Annotated in this window: 20 protein-coding genes; 9 read left to right on the top strand and 11 right to left on the bottom strand. The window is 70.3% G+C overall.

Translation table 11 applies throughout. The annotated features are described in order from the left end of the window. The first annotated feature begins 4 nt into the window (after positions 1–4). Positions 5–2,350, top strand: a complete 2,346-nt coding sequence (locus OG2516_RS02755; protein ID WP_007254083.1) for a TRAP transporter large permease — start codon at positions 5–7, stop codon at positions 2,348–2,350. Positions 2,351–2,358: 8 nt separating this feature from the next. Here OG2516_RS02755 and gluQRS read toward each other — a convergent pair whose 3' ends face one another. From gluQRS to gyrA, 5 genes are all read right to left on the bottom strand, one after another. Further along, positions 2,359–3,201: a tRNA glutamyl-Q(34) synthetase GluQRS gene (gene gluQRS, locus OG2516_RS02750; RefSeq protein WP_007254082.1), complete on the bottom strand. Its 843-nt coding sequence runs from the start codon at positions 3,199–3,201 to the stop codon at positions 2,359–2,361. Positions 3,202–3,214: 13 nt separating this feature from the next. Further along, on the bottom strand, positions 3,215–4,570 hold the full coding sequence (gene trmFO / locus OG2516_RS02745) for a methylenetetrahydrofolate--tRNA-(uracil(54)-C(5))-methyltransferase (FADH(2)-oxidizing) TrmFO (RefSeq protein ID WP_040615390.1): 1,356 nt from the start codon (positions 4,568–4,570) through the stop codon (positions 3,215–3,217). Between the two features lie 41 nt (positions 4,571–4,611). Next, entirely contained in the window at positions 4,612–5,286 is a 675-nt protein-coding gene (locus OG2516_RS02740) for a hypothetical protein (RefSeq protein WP_007254080.1), read from the bottom strand. 167 nt (positions 5,287–5,453) lie between these two features. Beyond that, positions 5,454–5,888 carry a DUF1801 domain-containing protein gene (locus tag OG2516_RS02735; protein ID WP_202795408.1) on the bottom strand — a complete coding sequence of 145 codons (435 nt, stop codon included), beginning with the start codon at positions 5,886–5,888 and terminating at the stop codon, positions 5,454–5,456. Then, a complete protein-coding gene (gyrA, locus tag OG2516_RS02730) occupies positions 5,885–8,596 on the bottom strand; it encodes a DNA gyrase subunit A (RefSeq protein ID WP_007254078.1) in 2,712 nt (903 codons plus the stop codon). The genes OG2516_RS02735 and gyrA overlap by 4 nt, the downstream gene beginning before the upstream one ends. A gap of 244 nt (positions 8,597–8,840) precedes the next feature. Here gyrA and OG2516_RS02725 point away from each other — a divergent pair, with 244 nt between their 5' ends. Next, the gene (locus OG2516_RS02725; protein ID WP_007254077.1) at positions 8,841–9,104 is read left to right on the top strand and encodes an usg protein; all 264 of its coding nucleotides are present in this window, start codon (positions 8,841–8,843) and stop codon (positions 9,102–9,104) included. A gap of 41 nt (positions 9,105–9,145) precedes the next feature. Here the strand turns inward: OG2516_RS02725 and OG2516_RS02720 are convergent, their stop codons facing one another. Continuing rightward, the gene (locus OG2516_RS02720) at positions 9,146–9,757 is read right to left on the bottom strand and encodes a class I SAM-dependent methyltransferase (protein ID WP_007254076.1); all 612 of its coding nucleotides are present in this window, start codon (positions 9,755–9,757) and stop codon (positions 9,146–9,148) included. A gap of 156 nt (positions 9,758–9,913) precedes the next feature. Between OG2516_RS02720 and OG2516_RS02715 the strand changes: the two genes are divergently transcribed. Then, complete coding sequence (locus tag OG2516_RS02715; protein WP_040615387.1) at positions 9,914–12,433, top strand: penicillin-binding protein 1A; 2,520 nt, start codon at positions 9,914–9,916, stop codon at positions 12,431–12,433. 22 nt (positions 12,434–12,455) lie between these two features. Here OG2516_RS02715 and OG2516_RS02710 read toward each other — a convergent pair whose 3' ends face one another. The 4 genes from OG2516_RS02710 to OG2516_RS02695 form a co-directional block, all read right to left on the bottom strand. Next, positions 12,456–14,651 (bottom strand): RNA degradosome polyphosphate kinase, encoded by a 2,196-nt coding sequence (locus OG2516_RS02710; RefSeq protein ID WP_007254074.1) that lies wholly within the window; start codon positions 14,649–14,651, stop codon positions 12,456–12,458. Next, a complete protein-coding gene (locus OG2516_RS02705) occupies positions 14,644–15,315 on the bottom strand; it encodes a P-loop NTPase family protein (protein WP_007254073.1) in 672 nt (223 codons plus the stop codon). Before OG2516_RS02705 ends, OG2516_RS02710 begins: the two co-directional genes overlap by 8 nt. Before the next feature lies 1 nt (position 15,316). Beyond that, positions 15,317–16,387, bottom strand: coding sequence for an AI-2E family transporter (locus OG2516_RS02700; protein WP_007254072.1), 1,071 nt, complete (start codon positions 16,385–16,387; stop codon positions 15,317–15,319). Positions 16,388–16,504: 117 nt separating this feature from the next. Beyond that, complete coding sequence (locus tag OG2516_RS02695; protein WP_007254071.1) at positions 16,505–17,446, bottom strand: LysR family transcriptional regulator; 942 nt, start codon at positions 17,444–17,446, stop codon at positions 16,505–16,507. Positions 17,447–17,533: 87 nt separating this feature from the next. On the opposite strand from OG2516_RS02695, the gene OG2516_RS02690 reads away from it, so the two are divergent. The 4 genes from OG2516_RS02690 (at position 17,534) to OG2516_RS02675 (ending at position 21,005) form a co-directional block, all read left to right on the top strand. Next, positions 17,534–17,968, top strand: a complete 435-nt coding sequence (locus OG2516_RS02690) for a cupin domain-containing protein (protein WP_007254070.1) — start codon at positions 17,534–17,536, stop codon at positions 17,966–17,968. A 159-nt stretch (positions 17,969–18,127) separates the two neighbouring features. Further along, on the top strand, positions 18,128–19,528 hold the full coding sequence (proS, locus tag OG2516_RS02685) for a proline--tRNA ligase (RefSeq protein ID WP_007254069.1): 1,401 nt from the start codon (positions 18,128–18,130) through the stop codon (positions 19,526–19,528). A gap of 90 nt (positions 19,529–19,618) precedes the next feature. Beyond that, entirely contained in the window at positions 19,619–20,218 is a 600-nt protein-coding gene (locus OG2516_RS02680) for a DUF2937 family protein (RefSeq protein ID WP_007254068.1), read from the top strand. A gap of 64 nt (positions 20,219–20,282) precedes the next feature. Further along, positions 20,283–21,005 (top strand): ThuA domain-containing protein, encoded by a 723-nt coding sequence (locus OG2516_RS02675; protein WP_007254067.1) that lies wholly within the window; start codon positions 20,283–20,285, stop codon positions 21,003–21,005. 186 nt (positions 21,006–21,191) lie between these two features. Here the strand turns inward: OG2516_RS02675 and OG2516_RS02670 are convergent, their stop codons facing one another. Then, a complete protein-coding gene (locus OG2516_RS02670) occupies positions 21,192–22,796 on the bottom strand; it encodes an ABC transporter substrate-binding protein (RefSeq protein WP_007254066.1) in 1,605 nt (534 codons plus the stop codon). A 206-nt stretch (positions 22,797–23,002) separates the two neighbouring features. Between OG2516_RS02670 and OG2516_RS02665 the strand changes: the two genes are divergently transcribed. Both OG2516_RS02665 and OG2516_RS02660 read left to right on the top strand, forming a co-directional pair. Further along, on the top strand, positions 23,003–24,325 hold the full coding sequence (locus OG2516_RS02665) for an ABC transporter permease (RefSeq protein WP_007254065.1): 1,323 nt from the start codon (positions 23,003–23,005) through the stop codon (positions 24,323–24,325). Continuing rightward, positions 24,318–24,986 carry an ABC transporter ATP-binding protein gene (locus OG2516_RS02660; protein WP_007254064.1) on the top strand — a complete coding sequence of 223 codons (669 nt, stop codon included), beginning with the start codon at positions 24,318–24,320 and terminating at the stop codon, positions 24,984–24,986. The genes OG2516_RS02665 and OG2516_RS02660 overlap by 8 nt, the downstream gene beginning before the upstream one ends. The last annotated feature ends 15 nt before the right edge of the window (positions 24,987–25,001 follow it).

Genomic DNA, 25,001 nt, shown 5'->3' with positions numbered 1-25,001 from the left:
CACCATGCTATTCGGACTGGACGGCGTCGAGCTCGGCCTGATCATCGTTTTCCTCAGCCTGTTCGGCGGGATCCTCTCGGGCTTCCCGGTGGCCTTCGCCATCGCGGGCGCCGGCGTCATCTCGTTCGCGATCATCGCCGCGCTCGACAGCGCCGGGTTGATCGTCCACCAGGCCATCGACACCTCGTCCGACGCCTTCCGCGCGCTGACGGCCGAAGGCGTGCGGCCCGACGACATCTCCATCTTCCGCTACCCGGACCTGCCGCGGATCATCGAGCCGGTCTTCCCGCTGGGCTGGGAGACGGCGATGGACAGGAACCTGTCCTTCATCGTCAACCGCATCAACGAGCGGGTGCTGGCGGGGCAGTCCATCGAGACGCTGCTGGCGGTGCTGATGTTCGTGATGATGGGCATCACCCTCGAGCGCTCCAAGATCGCCGACGACCTGCTCACCACCATGAGCCGCGTGTTCGGCCCGCTGCCGGGCGGCCTCGCGGTCTCGGTCGTCGTGGTCGGCGCCTTCCTCGCCGCCTCCACCGGCATCGTCGGCGCGACGGTGGTGACGATGGGGCTGCTGTCGCTGCCGACGATGCTGCGCGCGGGCTACTCGCCGCAACTCGCCACCGGCGTCATCGCGGCCTCGGGCACGCTGGGCCAGATCATCCCGCCCTCCATCGTCATCGTGCTGCTCGGCACGCTCGCCGGCGACCTCTACTCGACCGCGCAGGAAGAGCGCGCCCAGGCGGTCGGCTGCGGCGACGCGCTGACCTACCTCGGCGAGCCCGCGGTGGTGTCGGTCGGCACCCTGTTCCAGGCGGCGCTGCTGCCGGGCATCCTGCTGGCCTCCCTCTACGCCGCCTACGCCTTCGGCTACGCGCTGCTCAACCCGTCCCGGGCGCCCGCGGTCGGTGATGAGCGCGACGGGCGCGAGCGCCCGGGCGGCGGCGTGCTGTGGCTGGTGGTCGTGCCGGTGCTGCTGATCGGCGGCGTGATCGGCGCGGGGCAGGCGGGTCTGGTGGGCGGCCAGTCGATCATCGTCGGCTCCTACTCCGACGCTGGCGAGACCGCCTCGCTGCGTACCCGCGTCTCGCCCGCCTGCCAGGAGGCGATGATCGAGCTGCACGGCCAGAGCGCCTGGGACCGCGCCGTCGCCGAGCAGGCGGCCATCGACGAAGCCGGCGGCGTGGCGCAGGCCGTCGAGCGCACTGACGAGGAGCGGCGCGAGATCTTCCGCGAGCGCCTCGCCGACGCTCCGCCCGTCGGCACCGGCATCGCCTTCGCGGTGCTGCTGCTCGGCCTGCTGCTCGCGGCCGGGCGCGGCATCGACACCGCCGCGTCGGCGCGCCCGCTCCTCGTCGGCGCGGCGGGGCTGTTGGCGGCGCTTGCCTTGGACGCGGCCTTCGTCACCCCCGTCACCTCGCCCGGCGCGACGGTGCTGATCCTCGCGGTGCCGTTCCTGCTGGCGCTCTACGGCTCGCGTCACGCCGCCCGCAGGCTCGGCCGGAACGACCTGATCCGCGTCGTCTTCCCGCCGCTCGTGCTGATCGTGGCGGTGCTCGGATCGATCCTCGGCGGCATCACCAGCCCGACCCCGGCCGCCGCCCTCGGCGCGGGTGGCGCGATCCTGCTCGCCGCCTACCGCAAGCTCGTCGACGAGGGGCGCGACCCGAAGATCATCCTGCTCGGCGCGGGCGCGATCGTGGTGATGCTGCTGGTCGGCGTGAACTTCGACATGCGGCTCGGCGAGGGCATGACCTTCGAGAACCGGATCGCCTACCTCGTCGCCTTCGCCGCCTTCCTGTTCTCGATGTTCACCTTCCTCTACGCCTGTTGGGTGCTGTTCGCCGGCGGCGTTCTGACGCCCGTGGTGCGCGAGACGGCGAAGGTGACGTCGATGGTCTTCACCATCCTGATCGGCTCGCAGCTGCTCAACCTCGTGGTGATCTCCTTCGGCGGCGAACACTACATCCAGCAGTTCCTCAAGAGCTTCGACAGCGAATTCACGGTGTTCCTGATCGTGATGCTGGTGCTGTTCGTGCTGGGCTTCGTGCTCGACTTCCTCGAGATCATCTACATCGTGATCCCGATCGTCGGCCCGGTGATCTACGGCGGCACGTTCGATCCGAAATGGGTGACGATCATGATCGCGGTCAACCTGCAGACCTCGTTCCTGACGCCGCCCTTCGGCTTTGCACTGTTCTACCTGCGCGGCGTCGCGCCGGCCTCCGTCACCACGGGCCACATCTACCGCGGCGTGATCCCGTTCGTGCTGATCCAGGTGCTCGGGCTGGCGCTGCTGTGGTTCGTGCCGGGGGTCGTGACCATCGTGCCGTCGCTGATCGGCAACTGAGCCGGGCGTCAGTCGAAGCCGAACATCCGGCGCACCTCGGCGGGGCTCATCCCCTCGGCGCGGTAGGTGGCGATGGCGCGGGCGTCGTCGCGCTTGGCGAGGCGGCGGCCCTGCGCGTCGCGGATCAGGTCGTGATGGTGGTAGGTCGGCGTCGGCAGGCCGAGCAGCGCCTGCAGCAGGACCTGCAGCGGCGTCGCCTCGAACAGGTCGGCGCCGCGCACCACCTCGCTCACCCCCTGCAGCGCGTCGTCGTGGACCACCGCGAGGTGGTAGGCGACGCTGCCGGTGTCGCGCCGCCCGAGGACGATGTCGCCCGCGCTCTCCACCAGCTCCGCTGTCCGGACCTCGTGGCGGCCCGCGTGCCCCGGGCCGGTCTCGGTGAACGCCAGCCGCGCCACCAGCTCCGCCGCCCGCGCCATGTCGAGCCGGAGCGCGTCGCCGGGCCGGCGCGACGTCATCGGCCGGCCCCGGCAGGTGCCGGGATAGACGATGCCGTCGGGCCCCACCGGCACGCCCTCCTGCGGCGCCGACAGCGCGGCGCGGATGTCGCCCCGGGTGCAGGAGCACGGGTAGAGCAGGCCGCGCGCCGCAAGCCGCTCGAGCGCGGCCTCGTAGTCGGCGAGGTGGTCGGACTGGCGGCGCACCGGGGTCGGCCAGCGGCAGCCGAGCCAGTGCAGGTCGTCGAAGATCTGCGCCTCCCATTCGGGCCTGGAGCGGGCGCGGTCGAGGTCTTCGATGCGCAGCAGGAACGACCCACCCGCCGCCTGCGCCCGCGCCTGACCGGTCAGCGCCGAGAAGGCGTGGCCGAGATGCAGCGGCCCCGTCGGCGAGGGGGCGAAACGGGTGATCATCGCCGCGCCCGGCTCAGGCCGCGTCCCGCGCCGCCGCGCCGAGCCAGGCCTGCCAGTCGGCCTTGGCGCGGTCGGTGTAGGCCTTGTAGCGGTCCTTGCGCCCGCGCCGGCCGCCCTTCAGCCCGTCGACCGGGGGGAACAGGCCGAAATTGACGTTCATCGGCTGGAACGTCTTGGCGTCCGCGCCGCCGGTGATGTGGGTGACGAGCGCACCCATCGCCGTGGTCGACGGCACCGCCGGAAGCGCCTCGCCGCGCATCTCCGCCACCGCCAGCCGCGCCGCCAGCAGGCCCATCGCGGCGCTCTCGACGTAGCCCTCGACGCCTGTCACCTGCCCGGCGAAGCGGATGTTGGGCCGCGATTTCAGCCGCATCTCGCCATCGAGCAGGGTGGGCGAGTTGAGGAACGTGTTGCGGTGGATGCCGCCGAGCCGCGCGAAGCTGGCCTGCTCGAGGCCGGGGATCATGCGAAACACCTCGGTCTGGGCGCCGTACTTCATCTTCGTCTGGAAGCCGACGATGTTGTAGAGCGTGCCGAGCGCGTTGTCGCGGCGCAGCTGGACGACCGCATGGGCCTTCTCGTCCGGCTTGTGCGCGTTGGTCAGCCCGCGCGGCTTCATCGGCCCGTGGCGCAGCGTCTCGCGGCCGCGCTCGGCCATGACCTCGATCGGCAGGCAGCCGTCGAAGTAGCCGGCCGTCTCGCCCTCGTGAAATTCCGCCTTGTCGGCGGCGAGCAGCGCGTCGATGAACGCCTCGTACTCGTCGCGGGTCATCGGGCAGTTGATGTAGGCCTTCTGCTCGGCCTCCGTCTCGCCCTTGTCGTAGCGCGATTGCTCCCACGCGACGGACATGTCGATCGTGTCGGCGTAGACGATGGGGGCGATGGCGTCGAAGAAGGCGAGGCTCTCGGTGCCGGTCTCGGCGCGGATCGCCTCGGCGAGCGCGCCCGAGGTGAGCGGTCCGGTGGCGACGATCCAGTGGCCTTCGCGCGGCAGCTCGGTGATCTCCTCGCCGCTGATCTCGACGAGGGGATGCGCGCGCAGCCGCTCCGTAACGCCGGCGGCGAAGGCCTCGCGGTCGACGGCGAGCGCGCCGCCCGCGGGCAGCTTGTGGCGGTCCGCCATCTCCATGAGCAGCCCGCCCGCGGCGCGCATCTCCCAGTGGAGCAGCCCGACGGCGTTCTGCTCGTCGTCGTCGGAGCGGAACGAGTTGGAGCAGACCATCTCGGCGAGGTCGCCGGTCTTGTGGGCGAAGGTGCCGACGTGGGGGCGCATTTCGTGGATAATCACGCGGACGCCCGCGGAGGCCGCCTGCCAGGCCGCTTCCGACCCGGCCATGCCGCCCCCGACGATGTGGAGTATCTCTGACATGGCGCCCATGTAGTCGACGGGCGCCGCGCAGGGAAGGGGCCTCAGGCGGCCGCTTCGTCGACGCTGAAGATGTTCGTCACGTCCTCGCCAGCCTCTTCCTCCTGGAACTTCAGCCGCAGCTTGAGCACCTGGGACTGGCTGAGGGGCGCATCCGTCTCGGCGTCGGCCTTCAGCGCGTCGAGGCGACGGGCGACGGTCGGCTCGACCACCTCGAGCCGGGCGCGGCGCGGGAGGGGGCTGTTGGCGGCCTTGGCGATGACGCGGCGCGGCGTGACGCGGGCGCCGACCTCGATCTTGCGCACCTTGGGCGTGCGGCGCAGGACGGCGCTCCGGCGGCGGCTGAGGCGGTCGCGCGAGAGGTAGGTGAGCATCAGCGCCGAGATCAGCGCGAGGTCGCGCCAGAACTGGTCGACGCCGGCGGTCGGCGCCGGGCCGTAGGCGGCGATGAAGCTCGACCAGAACACCACCATCGCCATCACCAGCGCCGTGGCGCGGATCGCGAAGCCGCAGAGCAGGGTGAAGGAGATCAGGAACGACACCGCCCCGCCGACGCTGCGGGCGAGGTCCGGCGCGAGCCAGTGGGCGAAGAGCGGCGTGGCGTGGGTGCCCGAGATGAGGCCGAGCGCGGCGGCCATGAAGTAGGATGCGATGACGATGCGGATCAGGTTCTGCCCCGTCGTCTGCATCGCGTCCTGCGTCACCGTGGTGCGTTTCATCCTGGTATTCCCGTACCCGTGCCCGGCTCCCGTCGCCGTGCATGGTTTACAAGACCGCCACAACGTGACGGAATTGCGGCGACATTCGCGCAATCGCCGGTCATTGCTACAGCGGGAAGCCTTACGAAGCGGAAGCTTTGCAAGGAAGTCGGCGCCGATTGTCGCGCTCAGGCCAGCCGCTCCAGGCGGCCCTTGCGCTTGACGATGTTCTTGTAGTCCCACTGGATCGTGCGGGCCTCGGCGAGCCACGCCTGCAGCGGCTCGCGGTCGATGTCGGCGGCGCTGGCATAGCGCCGCTCGGCCGCCTTGAAGGTGCCGCTCGCCGTCAGGCCGGGCGTGGCGAACGACTGCCCGCTCCAGAACAGCAGCCGGACGGCGTCCTTCAGCTTGCTGTAGCCGACGATGGGATTGTCCTGAAGAAACCAGACCGGGTGAGCGTGCCAGATCCGCCCCTCCGCCTCGGGCAGACCGTGCGCGATCTCCGCACGCAGGAGATCGCAGACGCGGCGGTCGTCGTCGGCTTGGGCGGAATGGTAGGCGTCGATGCTCGCGTGGGCCATGCCCGGACCATAGCCGGTCCGGGCATGGCGCGGGAGGATCATTCCTCGGCGTCGCCCTCGCCGGGCTCGTCCTCGTCGGCCTGCTCGGCGATCCACGCCACGCTGACGACTTCCTCGCCCTTGGCCGTGTTGAACACCCGCACGCCGCCCGCCGAGCGGGAGCGGAACGAGATGCCGTCCACCGGCACGCGGATCGACTGGCCCTGGTTGGTCACCAGCATGATCTGGTCGTCGAGCTCGACCGGGAAGACCGACACGATCGGCCCGCCGCGCATCGCCTTGTCGGTGGCCGACACGCCTTGGCCGCCGCGGCCGCGCACCGGGTAGCCGTGGCTCGAGGAGAGCTTGCCCTGGCCCTTGGCGGTGATGGTCAGCAGCAGGTTCTCGGCCGCCGACATCTCGGCGAAGCGGTCGAGCGGCAGCTGGCCGGCCTCGACCTGGTCCTCGTCGTCGGACTCGGTCTCGTCGGTCATGCCCATCTGGGCGCGACGCATCTTGAGGTAGGCCACCCGCTCCTCGGGGCTCGCCTCGAAATGGCGGATCACGGCCATGGATACGACCTTGTCGCCGTTCTGGAGCCGGATGCCGCGCACGCCGGTGGAGGAGCGGCCCGAGAAGACGCGCACGTCGGTGACGGGGAAGCGGATCGCGCGGCCCGCGTCGGTGACGAGCATGACGTCGTCGTCTTCCGAGCAGATGCGCGCGTTGACGAGGCTGACGGAGCCGTCCTCGGGCAGCTTCATCGCGATCTTGCCGTTGCGCATGACGTTGGTGAAGTCGCTCAGCCGGTTGCGGCGCACGTCGCCCGCGGAGGTGGCGAAGACGATGTTGAGATCGTCCCACTCGTCCTCGTCGCGGTCGACCGGCATGATCGCGGCGATTGAGACGCCCGGCGGGATCGGCAGGATGTTGACGATCGCCTTGCCGCGCGAGGTCCGCCCGCCGAGCGGCAGCCGCCAGGTCTTGAGCTTGTAGACCATCCCGTCGGTGGTGAAGAACAGCAGCTGCGTGTGGGTGTTGGCGACGAAGAGCGTGGTGACCACGTCCTCTTCCTTCAGCCCGCCGCCCGACAGGCCCTTGCCGCCGCGCTTCTGGCTGCGGAAGTCGGCCAGCGCGGTGCGCTTGATGTAGCCGCCCTGGGTGACGGTGACGACCATGTCCTCGCGCTCGATGAGGTCCTCGTCCTCCATGTCGCCGGACCAGTCGACGATCTCGGTGCGGCGCGGCACGGCGTGGCGCTCGCGCACCTCGCGCAGCTCGTCGGAGACGATGGAGAGGATGCGCTCGCGCGACCCGAGGATGTCGAGGTACTCGCGGATCTTCGCGGCCAGCGCCTCGAGCTCGTCGGTCACTTCCTTGACGCCGAGCTGGGTCAGGCGCTGCAGGCGCAGATCGAGGATGGCGCGGACCTGGGTGTCGGACAGGTTGTAGGTCCCGTCGTCGTTCATCTTGTGGGTCGGGTCGTCGATCAGCCGGATGTAGGGCGCGATCTCCTCGGCGGGCCAGCGCCGCTCCATCAGCTTCTGGCGCGCCTCGGCGGCGTCGGCCGACGAGCGGATGGTGGCGACGACCTCGTCGACGTTGGACACCGCGACGGCGAGGCCGCAGAGGATGTGGCTGCGCTCGCGCGCCTTGTTGAGCTCGAAGGCGGTGCGCTTGGCGACGACGTCCTCGCGGAAGTCGAGGAAGGCGGTCAGGAAGCCGCGCAGGGTCAGCGTCTCGGGCTTGCCGCCGTTGAGCGCGAGCATGTTGCACGCGAACGAGACCTGCATCGGCGTGAAGCGGAACAGCTGGTTGAGCACCACCTCGGGGGTCGCGTCGCGCTTGAGCTCGATCACGACGCGCACGCCGTGGCGGTCGGATTCGTCCTGCACGTGGGCGATGCCCTCGATCCGCTTCTCGCGCGCCGCCTCGGCGATGCGCTCGATCATCGTCGCCTTGTTCACCTGGTAGGGGATCTCGTCGATGACGATGGCGTAGCGGTCCTTGCGGATCTCCTCGGTGCGGGTCTTGCAGCGGATCACGACGCTGCCGCGGCCTTCGGTGTAGGCCTTGCGCGCGCCGGAGCGGCCGAGGATCAGGCCGCCCGTCGGGAAGTCGGGGGCGGGAATGAAGTCGATCAGCTCCTCGGTCGTGAGGTCGGGGTTGTCGATCAGCGCCAGCGTCGCGTCGACGACCTCGCCGAGATTGTGCGGCGGGATGCGCGTCGCCATGCCGACGGCGATGCCCTCGGCGCCGTTGACGAGGATGTTGGGATAGCGCGCGGGCAGCACCCGCGGCTCCATGCGCTCGTTGGCGTAGTTCGGGACGAAGTCGACGGTGTCCTTCTCGATGTCGGTCAGCAGCGCCTCGGCGCTCTTCTCGAGCCGGCCCTCGGTGTAGCGGTAGGCGGCGGGCGGATCGCCGTCCATCGAGCCGAAGTTGCCCTGGCCGTCGATCAGCGTGAGCGACATGGAAAAGTCCTGCGCCATCCGTACCAGCGCGTCGTAGATCGCGCTGTCGCCGTGCGGGTGGTAGCGGCCCATGACGTCGCCGACGGCGGTGCCGCACTTGCGGTAGGGCTTGTTGTTGGTCTGGCCGTTTTCCCAGAGCGTGTAGAGGATGCGGCGGTGGACCGGCTTGAGCCCGTCGCGCAGGTCCGGAATCGCCCGGCTGACGATCACCGACATGGCGTAGTCGAGGTAGGAGGTGCGCATCTCCTCCTCGATAGAGATCGACGGCCCGTCGAAGCGCGGCCCGTCGCCGCTCATTTCTTCACCGTTATCAGGAACTTGATCGTCGTCGCTCACGTCAGCCGCCCGTCTGTCGTTTCCGCTATATCTTGTTGATCTGCCTATATCAGACGCGAGCTATGGGGTGCAATGGCCCCTTGCACCGGCCCGGCCGAGGCTTGGCAGCAGCCAGCAGGGCCGGCTGCTAAAACATTGTTTTACTTGATTTTCACCCGCCGTATGCTCCGATCAGAGTCAGAAGGCAAGCGAGCAGGAGAAAAAGATGAGCGAGACCGAGCTGCTTCTGAACGGGTACGGGCTGACGACGGCGGAGATGTTCTACCGGATGCCCGACCACCCCCACGTCCTCAACACCTTCGTCTGGCAGGATTACGACCTCGCCCCCGACCACGACCGGCTGCTGAAGTTCATCGACTTCTGGCACGCCGAAATCGAGGGGCCGCTGCACTCCGTCCGGTTCTGCCACCGCACCCTCGTCGCGCCAGGCGAATGGCGGAATGTCGTGGGGGAGTTCACCTACCATTGAGGCGCGAGGCGGGGGGTGCGCAATGAATGCGCACCCTACGGTCAGGCGGCGCGGTGGCGGGCGAGCCAGACGGTGTGGCCGGCGCAGTCCGGGTCTTCGGCGACGTAGGAGACGACCTCGAAGCCGGCGGCGTCGAGCAGGGCGCGGTACTCGTCCGGGTCGAGGCTGGCGTGGAACACCGGCTCGCCGGCGACCTCGCCGATGGCGGTGCCGGCCATGTGGCCCGAGGTGAACATCAGCGCGGCGCGGGGGCCGCAATGGCGCGCGAAGACGTCGAACATCGCGCGCTGGTCGGCGGCGTCGAGGTGGAAGAACGAGTTCCACGCCAGCACCGCGTCGAAGGTTTCGCCGAGATCGAGGCCGCGCATGTCGGCGTGCACCGCCTCGGCGTCGGGCAGGGCGGCGGCGAAGGCCTCCACCATGCTCGCGGCGCCGTCGACGCCGGTGACGCGGGCGCCGCGCTCGGTCAGGTAGCGAGCGATCGGCGTGCCGGTGCCGCAACCGAGGTCGAGCACCCGGCGTGCACCACGGGCGCGCGGCGCGAGGCCGAGCATCCGGTCGAGCCAGCGCTTCTCGAAGAGGGTGCGGCTGCGCGTGCGGGCCCAGTCGGGGCTGACGCGGTCGTAGAGGGGGAGAACGTCGGAAGGCTGCATGGACGCCTGCTGCCCTGTTTCGCGACGGGTCGCAATATCCACGGTTCCGTGATCGGGGGCGTGGGCATTTTCCAGCCAACCCACACCTTCCGCTTTTGACCCGGACCGACGCGCCTCCTATAACCCGCACACCCTGCCTCCCGGAGACCGCCCTTGATCCTGCGCTTCATCATGAACTTCTTCGGCGCGATCTTCGCGATGATCACGCTCGGCCTGTTCGTGGGCGGGCTGACGCTGGGCGCGGTGTTCTACATGTACGGCAAGGACCTGCCCTCCTACGAGGTGCTCGCCCAGTACACGCCGAAGACGATCAGCCGGATCTACTCGGGCGAGGGGCAGATCATCGACGAGTTCGCCACCGAGCGGCGCCTCTTCACCCCGGCCGAGGAGATCCCCGACCTCGTCAAGCAGGCGTTCATCTCGGCCGAGGACAAGAACTTCTACAGCCACTCGGGCTACGACGTGCGCGGCATGGCCGTGGCCTTCGTCGACGCGGTCCAGAGCCGCGGCGCCGACCTGCGTGGCGCGTCGACCATCACCCAGCAGGTGATGAAGAACTTCCTGCTGTCCTCCGACCGCACCGCCGAGCGCAAGATCAAGGAGATCATCCTCGCGGCGCGGATGGAGGAATCCATGAGCAAGGACCGCATCCTGGAGCTCTACCTCAACGAGATCTTCCTCGGCCAGAACAGCTACGGCGTCACCGCCGCCGCGCAGACCTACTTCAACAAGCCGCTCGACGAGCTCAGCGCGGGCGAGGCGGCCTACCTCGCGTCGCTGCCCAAGGCGCCCAGCAACCGCCACCCGGTGCGCGACTACGACACCGCGATCTTCTGGCGCGACAACACGCTGCGCGAGATGTTCGAGAACGGCTACATCGACCGCGCCACCTACGAGGCCGAGACCGCCGCGCCGCTGCGCACGGTGCAGGGCGGCGACTACGAGAGCTTCCGCTCCGAACTGCCGCCGCGCGACTACTTCACCGACGAGATCCGCCGCCAGCTGAGCCGCGACTTCGGCGAGGAGGAGTTCTTCTCCGGCGGCCTGTCGATCCGCGCCACGGCCGACGAGGAGCTGCAGCAGGTCGCCGCGCGCGAGCTGCGCACCGCGCTCGAGGCCTACGACCGCTCGCTCGGGCGCTGGCGCGGCACCGGCAAGACGATCCCCGCCGACGCGCTCGGCTCCGAGGAGAGCTGGCGCGCGGCGCTGGCGGAGGTCTCCGTCGCGCGCGACATCGTGCTCGAGACGCCGTGGCACCCGGCCGTGGTGCTGGAACTGGGCGATCGGGCGATGACCCTGGGCGCCGAGGGCGTCGAGGGCACCATCCAGGTGCCGCGCGAGGACATAGCTTGGCTGCCGGGCTCGTTCTACGACGAGTTCGAGGTCGGCGAGGTGGTCCACGTCCGCCAGATGGTGTCCGACGGCGACGGCTCGCTGATCCGCTGGACCCTGCGGCAGGTGCCCCAGGTGCAGGGCGCGTTCATGGCGATGGACGTCAACACCGGCCGCGTGCTGGCGATGCAGGGCGGCTTCTCCTACCAGCACTCCGTCTTCAACCGCGCCACCCAGGCGATGCGCCAGCCGGGCTCGGCCTTCAAGCCGTTCGTCTACGCCGCGGCGCTCGATTCCGGCTACACCCCGGCCACGATCGTCGTCGACGCGCCCATCGAGATCAACACGCCCCAGGGCCTGTGGCGGCCGCAGAACGCGTCGCACCAGTTCTACGGGCCGACGCCGCTCAGGACCGGCATCGAGCAGTCGCGCAACCTGATGACGGTCCGGCTGGCGCAGGAGATCGGCATGGACACCGTCGCGCGCTACTCCGAGCGCTTCGGCGTCTACGACGACATGAGCCGCAACCTCTCGACCGCGCTCGGCGCCGACGAGACCACGCTGTTCCGCGTCGTGGCGGCCTACGCGATGTTCGCCAACGGCGGCGAGCGGGTCGAGCCGACACTGGTGGACCGGGTGCAGGACCGCTTCGGCCGCACCCTCTACCGCCACGACCAGCGCACCTGCGTCGATTGCAGCGTCGCCGACCTGCCCGAGGGCGAGGCGCCGCGCATCACCTCGAGCCGCGAGCGGGTCATCAACGAGATCACCGCCTACCAGCTCGTCTCGATGATGCAGGGCGTGGTCGAGCGCGGCACTGCGCGGCGCACGGTCAACCTGCCGGTGCCCGTCGCCGGCAAGACCGGCACCACGAACGACGCCAAGGACGTCTGGTTCGTCGGCTTCTCCTCCAACATCGTCGCCGGCTGCTACATCGGCTACGACCAGCCGCGCTCGCTGGGGAGCGGCGCGTCGGGCGGCGGGATCTGCGGGCCGGTGTTCAACGGCTTCATGTCCGAGGCCGTCGAGCGCTTCGGCGGCGGCGAGTTCGCGGTGCCCGACGACTGCCAGTTCATCGCCATCGACCGCTTCACCGGCGCGCGCCTGCCGAACGGATCGAGCGGCGGCAACGTGGTGCGCGAGTGCTTCCGTCCGGGCGAGGAGCCGCTGTTCGGCGTCACCTTCGACGGCGGCTTCGCGATGAGCGGCGACCTGCCGCTGGTCGACGAGCTCGGCGGCGGCAGCACCGGCAGCACCCGCTCCGTCACCACCTCCACGGGCGCGACGGTCGAGGTCGGCCCGCGGGCGAGCTTCGGCACCCTGAGCTCGGGCGGGCTCTACTGAGCACCGCCCGGCGCGGCGGCGGTCAGTCGTCGCGGTGGGTGAGGTGGGGCACGTCGGCGGCCCCGGCCGATCCCCGGCCCGAGAGCGACGGGTTCTCCATGAAGAACCGGTGGCAGTTGAAGGCGAACGCGCCCTCGGGGATCGGCGGCCGGCGGAAGTGTCCGTCGGGGCCCATGACCCAGCTGCCGGCGGTGTCGGCCATGTTGGCGGCCATGATCTGGTCGGTGATCTGCGCCTTCACCGTCGGGTTCGTCGCCTCGACCAGCGTCTCGACCCGGCGGTTGAGGTTGCGGCTCATCCAGTCGGCCGACGACAGGAACACCCGCGCCTTGCGCGACGGCAGGCCGTGGCCGTCGCCGAAGCAGACGATGCGGGAATGTTCGAGGTAGCGCCCGACGATGGACTTCACCCGGATGTTCTCGCTCAGCCCCGTGATCCCCGGCTTGAGGCCGCAGATCCCCCGGATCACGAGGCTGATCTCGACCCCCGCCTGCGACGCGGCGTAGAGCGCGTCGATCACGTCGGCCTCGACCAGCGAGTTCAGCTTGGCCCAGATCGCGCCCTTGCGCCCGGCGCGGGCGTGCTCGCACTCCCGGGCGATCATCTCGAGCAGGAACGGCTTCATCCCCTCGGGCGAGATGTGCAGGTTCTCGAGGTCGGCGGGCTGGGCGTAGCCGCCGATGTAGTTGAACACCTTGGTGGCGTCGCGGCCGAGCTTGTCGTCGCAGGTGAAGAAGCTCAGGTCGGTGTAGAAGCGCGCGGTGATCGGGTGGTAGTTGCCGGTGCCGAAATGGGTGTAGGTCACCAGCCGGTCGCCCTCGCGGCGGACCACGGTACTGATCTTGGCGTGGGTCTTGTAGTTGATGAAGCCGTAGACCACGTGCGCGCCCGATCGCTCCAGCCGGCGCGACTGGCGGATGTTGGCGGCCTCGTCGAAGCGCGCCTTTAGCTCGACCAGCGCAGTCACCGACTTGCCTTCCTCGGCGGCCTCGCAGAGCGCGTCGACCACGGGCGAGTTGCGCGAGGTGCGGTAGAGCGTCTGCTTGATCGCCACCACGTCCGGATCGCGTGCCGCCTGCTGCAGGAAGCGGATCACCATGTCGAAGGTCTCGTAGGGGTGGTGCAGCAGCATGTCCTTCTGGCGGATCGCGGCGAACATGTCGCCGTCGTGGTCCTGCACCCGCTCGGGCACCCGCGGCGTGAAGGGCGGCCAGAGCAGGTCGGGGCGGCTCTCCAGCACCAGCTCGCGCAGCGCGCCGATGCCGACGAGCCCGTCGACCTCGACCACCTCCTCCTCGCGCACCGGCAGCTGGTCCATGATGATCTTGCGCAGGCCGGCCGGCGCGCCGGTCGAGATCTTCATGCGCACCACCTCGCCGCGCCGCCGCCGTTTGAGCGCCACCTCGAACTCGCGCACCAGGTCCTCGGCCTCCTCCTCGACCTCGAGATCGCTGTCGCGCAGCACCCGGAAGGCGCAGTGGCCGGTGAGCTTGTAGCCCGGGAACAGGCTGGTGATCTCGAGCAGCAGCAGGTCCTCGAGCGGCAGGAAACGGTGGCCGCTCTCCGCGGGCAGGCTGACGAACCGGTCGATCTGGTGCGGCACCGGCAGCAGCGCGCGCAGGGCGCGCTTGTCGCTGCGCCGCTCGAGCTGGAGCGCCAGCGCGAAGCCCTCGGAGGGGATGAACGGGAACGGGTGCGCCGGATCGACCGCGAGCGGGGTCAGCACCGGGAAGACACGCGCCATGAAGACCTCGCGCAGGTAGGCGCGGTCGGCGTCGGAGAGCTGGTCGCGGGTCAGGATGGCGAGCCCCGCCGCCTCCATCTCGGCGCGCAGATCGAGCAGCACCGCCTGCTGGCGCGCCATCAGCGCGCGCGCGTCGCTGTCGATCAGCGCCAGCTGCTCGAGCGGGCTCAGCCCGTCCATCGCGGGCGTCGTGTTGCCGGTCAGCGCCAGCTCGCGCAGGCCGGCGACGCGCACGGTGTAGAATTCGTCGAGATTGCTCGCCGAGATCGACAGGAAGCGCAGCCGCTCGAGCAGCGGCACGCGCGGGTTCTCGGCCTCCTCGAGCACCCGCCAGTTGAAGCCGAGCCACGACAGCTCGCGGTTGTGGAAGCGCGCCGGGCCGCTGTAGTCGCCGGCCACGGCGACCGGCTCGGGGAACGGGCTGTTGAGGAAGTCGGCAAGGGGGGTGGCGTCGGACCGGGCGGTGTCAGGCATCGTCGGCATCCATCTGAAGGACTTCGCGGGCGAGGTTGATCGTCAGCCGCTTGCCCCGGCCCAGCGCGGCCGCCTCGAGCACGTCGATGGTGCGGCGGGCGGCGGCGAAGGAGCGGGTCATGCGCGGCACGAGCCACGGGATCAGGCCGTCGGCGTAGGCGAGTTGGCGGTCGCGCAGGATCTTGCGCAGCACCGCCGCGAGCAGCGCGTCGTCGGGATCGCCGATCTTCACCACCGTCGCCGCCTGCAGCCGGCTGACGAGGTCGGGCAGCGCCACCGCCCAGCGCGTCGGCGGCGCGGCGGCGGTGAACAGCAGCGCGCCCCCGGCGGCGGCGAGGCTGTTGTGGAGGTGGAATACCCACTCCTCGGCCTGCCGCGGCAGCCGGTCGGCGTCTTCGAGCACCACGTCGCCCGTCTCGGGCAGCGGCTCGGTGCCCGCCAGGGCCGGCGCGTCGAGGATCAGCGCGCCGGTGCGCGCGGCGAACAGGCGGGCGAGGTGGGTCTTGCCCGAACCCTGCGGGCCGGCGAGGACGAGCTTGCCCTCCGGCCAGTCGCCGGGCCGGGTGACCATCGCGTAGGCGGTGCCGTTGGCCTCGGAGACGTAGTAGGAATCTTCGCCGAAGGTGACCTCGTGGGGCCACTCGAAGGAGAGCTGGCGCCCCATATCACTCGCCCACGGCCGGCTCGTCGGAGCCGAGATAGAGGGTGGAGCGCATGTATTGCGCGGTCGCGAAGCGGGTCAGCACGCCGAGCATCGCCGCCACCGGCACCGCCACGAGCAGGCCGACGAAGCCGAAGATCGCCCCGAAGATGGCCAGCGCCAGCAGCAGCCAGACCGGGTGCAGCCCGACGCTGTCGCCCACCAGCAGCGGCGTCAGGATGTTGCCCTCGAGGAACTGGCCGCCGAAGAAGATCGCCGCCACCAGCGCGATCATGTGCCACTCGCCCCAGAACTGGAACAGCGCCAGCCCGATCGCCAGCGCGCCGCCGACGATGGCGCCGACGTAGGGGATGAACGTCACCAGCCCCGCGAAGGCCCCGACGACGACCCCGAACTGCAGCCCCACCAGCATCAGCGACACGGCGTAGAACGTGCCCTGGATCAGCATCACCAGCCCCTGCCCGCGGATGAACGACGACAGCGTCTCGTCGATCTCGCTGGCGAGGCGGCGGATGGTGGGGGCGTGCTCGCGCGGCAGCAGCGTGTCGATCCGCGCGACCATGCGGTCCCAGTCGAGCAGCAGGTAGAAGGTCACCACCGGCACGATCACCAGCAGCACCAGCACGTTGACGAAGCTCAGCGCCGAGCTCAGCGCGGCGCTCAGCATTTCGCCGCCCCGCGCGGCGATGGTTTCGCCGATGGAGGCGAGCTGCTGGCGGATCGTCGAGCCTTCGTCCACCAGGTCGGGGAAGCGCGCGGCGAGCCAGTCGCGCAGGCGGATGAACAGCTCCGGCGCGGTCTCGATCAGCTGCGTCAGCTGGCGCACCAGCGTCGGCACCACGAGCAGCACCAGCAGCACGAAGACGAGGATGGCGAGGACGGTGATGGTGATCACCGCGAACAGCCGCCGCATCCCCAGCCGCTCGAGCCGGTCGGCGACCGGATCGAGGATGTAGGCGAAGGCGCCGCCCAGCAGGAACGGCGTCAGCGCGTCGCCCAGGAACCAGAGCACCACGGCGAAGACCAGGGCGGCGATGCCCCAGTACCGGGCCTGTGTCGAAACGGGTAGGGCCATGCTGTCTCCTTCGCTCCCCCCTGTTTCGCCGCAGATGCGAGGCAGGGCAAGACGAACCGTGACCGCGCACGGGCGGCGGCGGTCCGGATGCTGCGCGGGGCCGGGCTGAAGCCCGGCCTACAGGGGCGCCAAGCCTGCGTTCAGCGGCGTCATCAGCTCCACGATCTGCTCGCGCAGCCACGCGTGCGCCGGTGTCGCCGACGAGCGGCGGTGCCACATCATCCCGATCACCGGCGGCTCGAGTGGCATCGGCAGCGCGAAGCAGCGCAGCCCCATCTCGCCCTGCAGCTTGCGCGCCAGCTGGACCGGCACCAGCGACACCGCCTCGCTGCCTGCCACCGCGCGCAGGATGCCCGGGAACGAGGCCATCGACATCACCACCCGCCGCTGCCGCCCCACCGCCGCCAGCGCGTCGTCGCCCATCGCGCGCAGGTTGCCGTCGAGCGAGAACAGGATGTGGCCGAGGTCGCAGAACAGGTCGAGCGGCACCGTGTCGCCCTCGGCGAGGTGGGCGAGGCGCGGGTTGCCGGCGGCCGCCGCCAGCACGAAGGGCGAGCGGAACAGCAGCCGGTGCTCGGCCCACTCGGGCGAGCCGGTGAGCGGGAACAGCGCGACGTCGGCCTCGTAGCGCTCGAGCGTCGCCTCGTACTCGCGCGGCACGAGGTTGAGCAGCTGGATGCGCACGCCCGGCGCGGCGGCGGCGAGGCGCGCGGCCAGCTGCGGCATGAGCATCTCGGCGAAGAAGTCGATCCCGGCGAGGCGGAAGGTCCGTTTGGCGGTGGCCGGGTCGAATTCCTGCGGCGCGGCGAGCAGGTCCTCCAGCCGGTCGAGCGTCTCGCGCAGCGGCGCCTCGAGCGCGCGGGCGAAGTCCGTCGCCACCAGCCCCTGGCCCCGGCGGAGGAACAGTTCGTCCCCGAGCGCCGCCCGCAGCCGGCCCAGCGCCGCCGACACCGCCGGCTGCGACAGGCCCACCCGCGCCGCCGCGCGGGTCGTCGAGCGCTCGCGCAGGAGGGCGTCCAGCACCTTGAGCAGGTTCAGATCGAAGCCGGCCAAATTCATGGCATCAATATCACCCATATCGCTTATGCGTTTAACAGTGAAATCCGACCGGCCTATCCTGATGTGCATCAATCAGGGAGAAGCGCCATGAAAGATGTGCTCGAAGATGCCGCCACGTGGAACGGCACCCAGTACAAGACGATCCTGACCAACGACTCGACCAGCGGCGTGATGAGCATCGTCGATTCGGTCAGCCCCGCCGGCTCCGGCCCGCCGCGCCACGTGCACCACGCCGAGGACGAGGTGTTCGTCGTGCTCACCGGCACGCTCGAGTGGTGGATGGAGGGCGAGACCGGCACCTGCGGGGCGGGCGAGGCGCTGTTCGTGCCGCGCGGGCGCGAGCACACGTTCCGCGTCAGCGACGACGCGCCCTGCCGCCACCTCGTGATCCTCACGCCGGGCGGCTTCGAGCAGTTCTTCATGGAGATGGCCGAGAAGGGCTGCCGCATTCCCGAGGACATGGCCGCCATCGTCGAGAGCGGCGAGCGGCATAACCTGAGCTTCACCGGCACGCCGCTGTAGGGGCTGTAGGCCGGGCTTCAGCCCGGCTCCCCCGCACGGCACCCCGGGGCCGGGCTGAAGCCCGGCCTGCACCTTGCCGCCCAAACTGCGCGACGCTTGCCTGCACCGGCCGGCTCGCCTAGGACTGCCGGGCAATTTCCGTCAGCCAAAGGGCTCCCCATGCGCCTCAGCCGCTACTTCCTTCCCGTGCTCAAGGAGACGCCCGCCGAGGCGCAGATCGCCAGCCACCGGCTGATGCTGCGCGCGGGCATGATCAAGCAGGCGGGGGCCGGCATCTATTCATGGCTGCCGCTCGGCTACCGGGTGCTCAAGAAGATCGAGCGCATCGTTCACGAGGAACAGCAGCGCGCCGGCCACCACCCGGTGCTGATGCCGACGCTGCAGACGGCCGAGCTCTGGCGCGAGTCGGGCCGCTACGACGCCTACGGCCCCGAGATGCTGCGCATCCGCGACCGCCACGACCGCGACATGCTCTACGGGCCGACCAACGAGGAGATGATCACCGACATCTTCCGCAGCCACGTGGCAAGCTACAAGGACCTGCCGCTGACGCTCTACCACATCCAGTGGAAGTTCCGCGACGAGGTCCGCCCGCGCTTCGGCGTCATGCGCGGGCGCGAGTTCCTGATGAAGGACGGCTACAATTTCGACCTGACCAAGGAAGACGCGCTCCACGCCTACAACCGCCACCTCGTCAGCTACCTGCGCACCTACGAGCGGATGGGCCTGCAGGCGATCCCGATGCGCGCCGATTCCGGCCCCATCGGCGGCGACGACACGCACGAGTTCCTCGTGCTGGCCGAGACCGGCGAGAGCGAGGTCTTCTACGATAGCGAGATCACCGACCTGCGCTTCGGCGAGCGCGAGATCGATTACGACGACCGCGCCCAGTGCGAGGCGGTAATGGCGGAGTTCACCTCGCGCTACGCCCGCACCGACGAGACCCACGACGAGGCGCTCTTCGCCGAGGTGCCCGAGGCGCGCCGCCGCTCGGCGCGCGGCATCGAGGTGGGGCAGATCTTCTACTTCGGCACCAAGTACTCCGAGCCCATGGGCGCGACGGTGCAGGGTCCGGACGGCAAGCCGGTGCCGGTCCACATGGGCAGCCACGGGATCGGCGTCAGCCGCCTCGTCGGCGCGCTGATCGAGGCCAACCACGACGACAAGGGCATCGTCTGGCCGGAGGGCGTCACGCCGTTCCATGTCGGCCTCGTCAACCTCAAGACCGGCGACGGCGACGCCGATGCCGCCTGCCAGAAGATCTACGACCAACTCACCGCCTGCGGGCTCGAGGTGCTCTACGACGACCGCGACGAGCGGGCAGGGGCCAAGTTCGCGACGATGGACCTGATCGGCTTGCCGTGGCGCGTCACCGTGGGGCCGCGCGGGCTCAAGAACGGCGTGGTCGAGCTCACCTCGCGCCGCACCGGCGACAGCGAGGAGATCGCGCCCGACGCGCTGACCGACCGGCTCTGCGAGATCTACGCGCCGCACCACGCCCATGTCGGCCGGCCCATGCCCGAGCCGATGGGCAAGCGCAGCTTCCACACCTGGATCTGACGCGACGATCCGGCGCCTTTGCCCGAAGGCGCCGGTTTTGCTAGAGTGCCCCTCGCGCCCGCAAGAATGGCGCGGAGCAGGGGCCGCAACATGCTGAGCTTTCTCATTCGCACGCTGGCGATGGCGGGCGGCGTCGCCGGGGCGATGGCGCTGTCGCAATATCCCGAGTTCACCACCCAGTACACCCAGCGGCTCGCGGGGCAGATCGACGCGCTCGAGACCGTCGCCGCCGATTTCGACGCCACCGCCGCGCGTTCGGGCCTGACGCGCGAGGCGGCGCTGGCGCAGATGACGGGCACGGCGTTCCTCGACGACCGCCGCGCCGACATGACCCGCACCTTCCGCCGCTACGAGGCGCTGAGCGACAGCTACGCCGCCCTCGCCGCCGCCTCGCCGGTCGAGCGGATGCTGATGCCGCACCGCCTGGGCGATCCGGAGACCGTCGCGGGCACGTGGGAAAACTTCGTCCCGGCCTTGCCGCTATCCCTGCCGGGCGCGCTGGCCGCCGGGGCGGGCTACCTCGCCGGCTGGTCGCTCGTCGGCGGGCTGCTGGCGCTCCTGCTGCGCCCCCTGCGCCGGCCCCGCCGCCTCGCGCCGCGCCCCGCCGCCGCGCCCGGGCGGACCGAGCCGCCGCTGACGGCGCCCCACGAGGGGCGCGTCGAGCCGCCGCTGCGCCGCCCGCACTTCTGAGCCGCACCCGCTGGACCTCCCCCGGGCTGGCCCCTAGGGTCGCGCCGGAATCGAGGAGGATACCATGACGAGCAAGGCACTTATCACCTGGGGCGGCTGGGAGGGGCACCAGCCCGACAAGGTCGCCGCGCTGTTCCGCGAGATGCTGGAGCCGGAAGGCTACGAGGTCGAGGTCACCGACACGCTCGACTGCTTCGACGACGCCGACGCCCTGCGCGCGCTCGACCTGATCGTTCCCGTCTGGACCATGTCCGAGCTGACCCGCGAGCGCGCCGAGAACGTCTCCGAGGCCGTCTCGCGCGGCACCGGCCTCGCCGGCTGCCACGGCGGCATGTGCGACGCGTTCCGCTCCGAAGTGCTGTGGCAGTTCATGACCGGCGCGAACTGGGTCGCCCACCCGGGCGGCGACGGCGTGCGCTACACGGTCGAGATCACCGACCGCGATCACGAGCTCAACGAGGGGATCGACGACTTCGAGGTCGTCAGCGAGCAATACTACCTGCACACCGACCCGGCGAACCACGTCCTCGCCACCACCCGGTTTCCGACGACCACCTGGTACCACTCGGCCAACGGCGAGGTCGACGTCCCCCAGGCCTGGACCCGCCGCTGGGGCCTGGGCCGCGTCTACTACAACGCGCTCGGCCACCAGGCGGCGACGATTTCCTCGGGCCCGGCGCGCGAGATGCTGCGCCGGGGCCTGCTCTGGGCCGGCAAGGGGCGCGCGGCTGCCGAAGCGGCGGGCGAGCGGCACGAGACCTACGCGTCGGACGGCAAGCACTTCTGATCCGACGGGGGCGGCGGCTGCACCGGCGCGCCGCCTCCGGCGGGGATATTTTCAGGACAGAGATCTGGGGGACGTTCCACCCGTAGGGTGCGCATTCATTGCGCACCCTGCAGTGACACTCGTGAGGTCCGAAAGGCCTCTAAATCCGCGACGGGTGTCCCGGCCCCGAGGGGCCGGGACACGGGATCAGCCTTCGAGCGCCAGCTTGTGCAGGTGGATCTCGTTGATCGGGTGGCTTTCGGCGCCGATCACGCCGGGGCGGGCGTGGCGGAACAGCGAGCGCCAGTAGGGCTGGATGATCACGCCGTCGTCGCGCAGGAGCTGCTCGATCTCGGCCATGACCTGGCGCCGGGCGTCGGCGTCGGCGATGGCGGAGGCCTCGTTGAGCATCTCGTCGAACACCGGGTTGGCGTAGGCCGTCTCGTTCCAGGCCACGCCGGTCTTGTAGGCGAGGGCGAGGTTCTGGACGCCGAGCGGGCGGTGGCCCCAGTCGGTCGAGGAGAACGGGTACTTGGCCCAGTCGTTCCAGAAGGTGGAGCCCGGGTAGATGGTCCGCTCGACCTGCATCCCCGCGTCGCGCAGCTGGGCGGCGAGCGCGTCGGAGGTGTTGCGCCGCCAGTCGTCGTCGATGGAGATCAGCTCGTGCACGAAGTCGGCCATGCCGGCCTCTTCCATCAGCGCCATCGCCTTCTCGGGGTCGAATTCCGGCATGCCGATGTCGGCGTACTCGGGATGGACCGGGCAGACATGGTGGTTCTCGGCGACGGTGCCGCGCCCGGCGTAGCCGAGTTCGAGCAGCACGTTGTTGTCGCAGGCCAGCGCCAGCGCGCGGCGCACGCGGACGTCGGCATAGGGCTTCATGCCGTCGACCTCGGCCTCCTGGTTGGTCCGCAGCACCAGCGTGTTGGCGGAGACCGATTCCGACTGCTCCCAGCCGATCGCCTGGAAGATCTCGACGAATTCGCCGACCGTCTCGTAGGTCATGTCGATCTCGCCGGCCTCGGCGGCGGCGACGTGGGCCGCGCCGTCCTGGCCGTAATCAACGAATTCGATCCGGTCGAGCGCGGCGCCTTCGCCCCACCATTGGTGATCGGTGTTCTTCTCGAGGACCGCGCGCACGCCGACCTCGAACTCGGCGAGACGGTAGGGGCCGGTGCCGACCGGGTTGTCGGCGGGGTTGCCGGTGAAGCCTTCGGGCACGATGGCGGAGGGATAGTCGGACACGGTGGCGATGATCGAGATGTCGGGCCGCTGCAGATGCAGCTTCAGGGTCTGGTCGTCGACCACCTCGATGGCGCCCTCGGCGGGGCCGTCGCCGGCCTCGTTCTGGATCGCGCCCATGCGCGAGGCCATGGAGTTGCCCTCCATGGTGGAATCGCACCACCGGGCGAAGTTGTAGGCGACGTCGGCGGCGGTGAAGGGCTCGCCGTTGTTCCACTGCACGCCCGGGCGCAGGTGGAGCGTGTACTCGGTGGCATCCTCGTTGACATCCCAGCTCTCCAGCAGGCGGCCCTCGAAAGTGCCGTCGGCGTTGTACTGGACGAGGAACTCGAGCCAGCCGCGCGCGATGTTGCCGACCTGCGGCCAGTCGAACGTCGGCGGGTCCTTCAGCGGGCGCACGTCCTGCTGGATGCGGATGACACCGCCCTCGGCGGCCTGCGCGCGGGCGGGGGTCGGCATCGTCAGCCCGATCATCCCGTAGGCGCCGGCGGCGGTCACGCCGAGCGACGTGGCGCGCGTGAGGAACTCGCGCCGGCTCAGCTTGCCGGCGGCGACCTCGGCGGCGTGCATGCGTGCCGCGGGGTGGATGTCATCCCTGTTGTAGAACTTTGTCACGGTTGTCTCCGAGCGGATTGTTATCGGCCGCCCCCTCCCGGGGCGGCCTCGCCCGCGTACCTTACGGGCCGCTCGCGCCGCCGCCAACCGTGAAGCCGCCGCCGCTTGACCACGAGGCCGCGAGCGGACAGGTAGGGCCGACCCGTCCATCGAGAGCAGACATGGCCCAGACCCCGCGCCCCTTCGCCCCCTTCGAGTGGAAGATCGCCTGGCGCTACATCCGCGCCCGGCGCGCCGAGGGCGGTGTCTCGGTGATGACCTGGATCAGCCTCGTGGGCATCAGCCTCGCCGTGTTCGCGCTGATCGCCACGCTGGCGGTGCGCTCGGGCTTCCGGCAGGAATTCGTCGACACCATCGTCGGTGCCAATGCCCACCTCGCGGTGCGCCAGCAGACCCAGGAGACGGTGACCGTCACCCAGGGCGACCAGAGCGTCGACGTCACCCGCTGGGTCGACACGATCTCCGACTACCCCGACCTGGCCGCCCGTCTCGCCGCGCTCGAGGGCGTGGAGCGGGCCAACTCGGTGGTGCGCGGGGAGGGGCTGGCGAGCCGGGGCGAGGAGGCCACCTTCGTTCAGATCTATGGCATCTCGCCCGAGGAGCTCGCCGACGTCCCGCTGATCCGCGCGCCGGAGCAGTCGTCGGGCCGGCTCGCCGACTTCGGCGGCGAGAGCGGCGTGGCGCTCGGCTCGGGGGTGGCGCGCGCGCTCGGCGTCTCCGTCGGCGAGCGCATCACCCTGACCACCGCCGCCGGGGTGCAGACGGCGGTCGGGCGCAGCCCGCGCCGGGCGAGCTTCGACGTGGTCTACATCTTCCAGACCGGCCGCTACGCCACCGACGTCGTTCGCGTCTACATGCCGCTCGAAAAGGCGCAGGACTTCTTCAACCGCGGCGACGCGGTGGACGAGATCGAGGTCTTCGTCACCGACCCCGACAACGTGGAGCAGTGGATCTCGCCGGTCTACGCGCAGCTCGAGCCGGGCTCTCTGCTCTACAGCTGGAAGGACAACGAGGGTGCCTACCTGCGGGCGCTCACGGTGGAGGACAACGTGATGTTCGTCATCCTGTCGATCCTCGTGCTGATCGCGAGCATGAACATCATCTCCGGCCTCATCATGCTGGTGAAGAACAAGGGCCGCGACATCGGCATCCTGCGCACCGTGGGGCTGACCGAGGGGGCGGTGCTGCGGGTGTTCTTCCTGTGCGGCGCGGGGATCGGGACGGTCGGCACCGTCGTCGGCGTGGTGCTCGGCTGCCTCTTCGCCATCTACGTCGACCAGATCTTCAGCTTCGTGAACTACGTCGCCGGCGGCGGCGTGTGGGATCCGTCGATCCGGGGCATCTACGCGCTGCCCGCCAGGCTCGAGTTCGGCGACGTGCTCTCCGCCGTCTCCCTGAGCCTCGCGCTCAGCTGGATCGTGACGCTGTTTCCCGCCCGCCGCGCGGCGCGGATGAACCCGGTCGAGGCGCTGCGCTATGAGTGAGCTGCGTCTGAGCGGAGTGAGCAAGGGCTACAACCACGGCCTGCCGAGCGAGGTGCGGGTGCTGTCGGGCGTCGATCTCGAGATCGGCGCCGGCGAGGTGGTGGCGCTGGTCGCGCCGTCGGGGGCGGGCAAGTCGACGCTGCTGCACATCGCGGGCCTGCTCGACACGCCGGATGCGGGCGAGGTCTGGCTCGGCGGCGAGGACATGACGCGGCTCGGCGACCGCCGCCGCACCATGGCGCGGCGGCGGCAGGTGGGGTTCATCTACCAGTTCCACCACCTGCTCCCCGAGTTCAGCGCCGCCGAGAACGTGGTGCTGCCCCAGCTCGCCAACGGCGTCGATCCCGCCGAGGCGGAGGCGCGGGCGCGCGAGTTGCTCGAGAGCGTCGGCGTCGGCGCCCGCGCGACGCACCGCCCGGCGGCGCTGTCGGGGGGCGAGCAGCAGCGCGTGGCCTTCTGCCGCGCCCTCGCCAACCGGCCGCGCCTGCTGCTCGCCGACGAGCCCACCGGCAACCTCGACCCCGCCACCTCCGACCGCGTGTTCGGGGCGCTGATGGACCTCGTCCGCTCCACCGGCCTCGCTGCCCTCATCGCGACGCACAACCTCGACCTCGCCGCCCGCATGGACCGGTCGGTGCGGCTGGAGGACGGCCGCTTGTGACCGGCGGGGTAGGGT

The organism is Oceanicola granulosus HTCC2516 (genome assembly GCF_000153305.1).
GTDB lineage: Bacteria > Pseudomonadota > Alphaproteobacteria > Rhodobacterales > Rhodobacteraceae > Oceanicola > Oceanicola granulosus.
Note: the sequence above shows the minus strand (reverse complement) of the source record. Positions and strands in the feature narration are given on the sequence as shown.

What these genes read in the sequence shown, in the direction of transcription:
- OG2516_RS02720 (WP_007254076.1), bottom strand. Translation starts at nt 9,757, where the DNA reads ATGCAGCCTTCCGACGTTCTCCCCCTCTACGACCGCGTCAGCCCCGAC.
- OG2516_RS02665 (WP_007254065.1), top strand. Translation starts at nt 23,003, where the DNA reads ATGGCCCAGACCCCGCGCCCCTTCGCCCCCTTCGAGTGGAAGATCGCC.
- gluQRS (WP_007254082.1), bottom strand. Translation starts at nt 3,201, where the DNA reads ATGATCACCCGTTTCGCCCCCTCGCCGACGGGGCCGCTGCATCTCGGC.
- OG2516_RS02705 (WP_007254073.1), bottom strand. Translation starts at nt 15,315, where the DNA reads ATGGGGCGCCAGCTCTCCTTCGAGTGGCCCCACGAGGTCACCTTCGGC.
- OG2516_RS02690 (WP_007254070.1), top strand. Translation starts at nt 17,534, where the DNA reads ATGAAAGATGTGCTCGAAGATGCCGCCACGTGGAACGGCACCCAGTAC.
- OG2516_RS02740 (WP_007254080.1), bottom strand. Translation starts at nt 5,286, where the DNA reads ATGAAACGCACCACGGTGACGCAGGACGCGATGCAGACGACGGGGCAG.
- OG2516_RS02710 (WP_007254074.1), bottom strand. Translation starts at nt 14,651, where the DNA reads ATGCCTGACACCGCCCGGTCCGACGCCACCCCCCTTGCCGACTTCCTC.
- OG2516_RS02695 (WP_007254071.1), bottom strand. Translation starts at nt 17,446, where the DNA reads ATGAATTTGGCCGGCTTCGATCTGAACCTGCTCAAGGTGCTGGACGCC.
- gyrA (WP_007254078.1), bottom strand. Translation starts at nt 8,596, where the DNA reads ATGAGCGGCGACGGGCCGCGCTTCGACGGGCCGTCGATCTCTATCGAG.
- OG2516_RS02660 (WP_007254064.1), top strand. Translation starts at nt 24,318, where the DNA reads ATGAGTGAGCTGCGTCTGAGCGGAGTGAGCAAGGGCTACAACCACGGC.
- proS (WP_007254069.1), top strand. Translation starts at nt 18,128, where the DNA reads ATGCGCCTCAGCCGCTACTTCCTTCCCGTGCTCAAGGAGACGCCCGCC.
- OG2516_RS02735 (WP_202795408.1), bottom strand. Translation starts at nt 5,888, where the DNA reads ATGATCCTCCCGCGCCATGCCCGGACCGGCTATGGTCCGGGCATGGCC.
- OG2516_RS02755 (WP_007254083.1), top strand. Translation starts at nt 5, where the DNA reads ATGCTATTCGGACTGGACGGCGTCGAGCTCGGCCTGATCATCGTTTTC.
- OG2516_RS02670 (WP_007254066.1), bottom strand. Translation starts at nt 22,796, where the DNA reads ATGCACGCCGCCGAGGTCGCCGCCGGCAAGCTGAGCCGGCGCGAGTTC.
- OG2516_RS02680 (WP_007254068.1), top strand. Translation starts at nt 19,619, where the DNA reads ATGCTGAGCTTTCTCATTCGCACGCTGGCGATGGCGGGCGGCGTCGCC.
- trmFO (WP_040615390.1), bottom strand. Translation starts at nt 4,570, where the DNA reads ATGTCAGAGATACTCCACATCGTCGGGGGCGGCATGGCCGGGTCGGAA.
- OG2516_RS02725 (WP_007254077.1), top strand. Translation starts at nt 8,841, where the DNA reads ATGAGCGAGACCGAGCTGCTTCTGAACGGGTACGGGCTGACGACGGCG.
- OG2516_RS02675 (WP_007254067.1), top strand. Translation starts at nt 20,283, where the DNA reads ATGACGAGCAAGGCACTTATCACCTGGGGCGGCTGGGAGGGGCACCAG.
- OG2516_RS02700 (WP_007254072.1), bottom strand. Translation starts at nt 16,387, where the DNA reads ATGGCCCTACCCGTTTCGACACAGGCCCGGTACTGGGGCATCGCCGCC.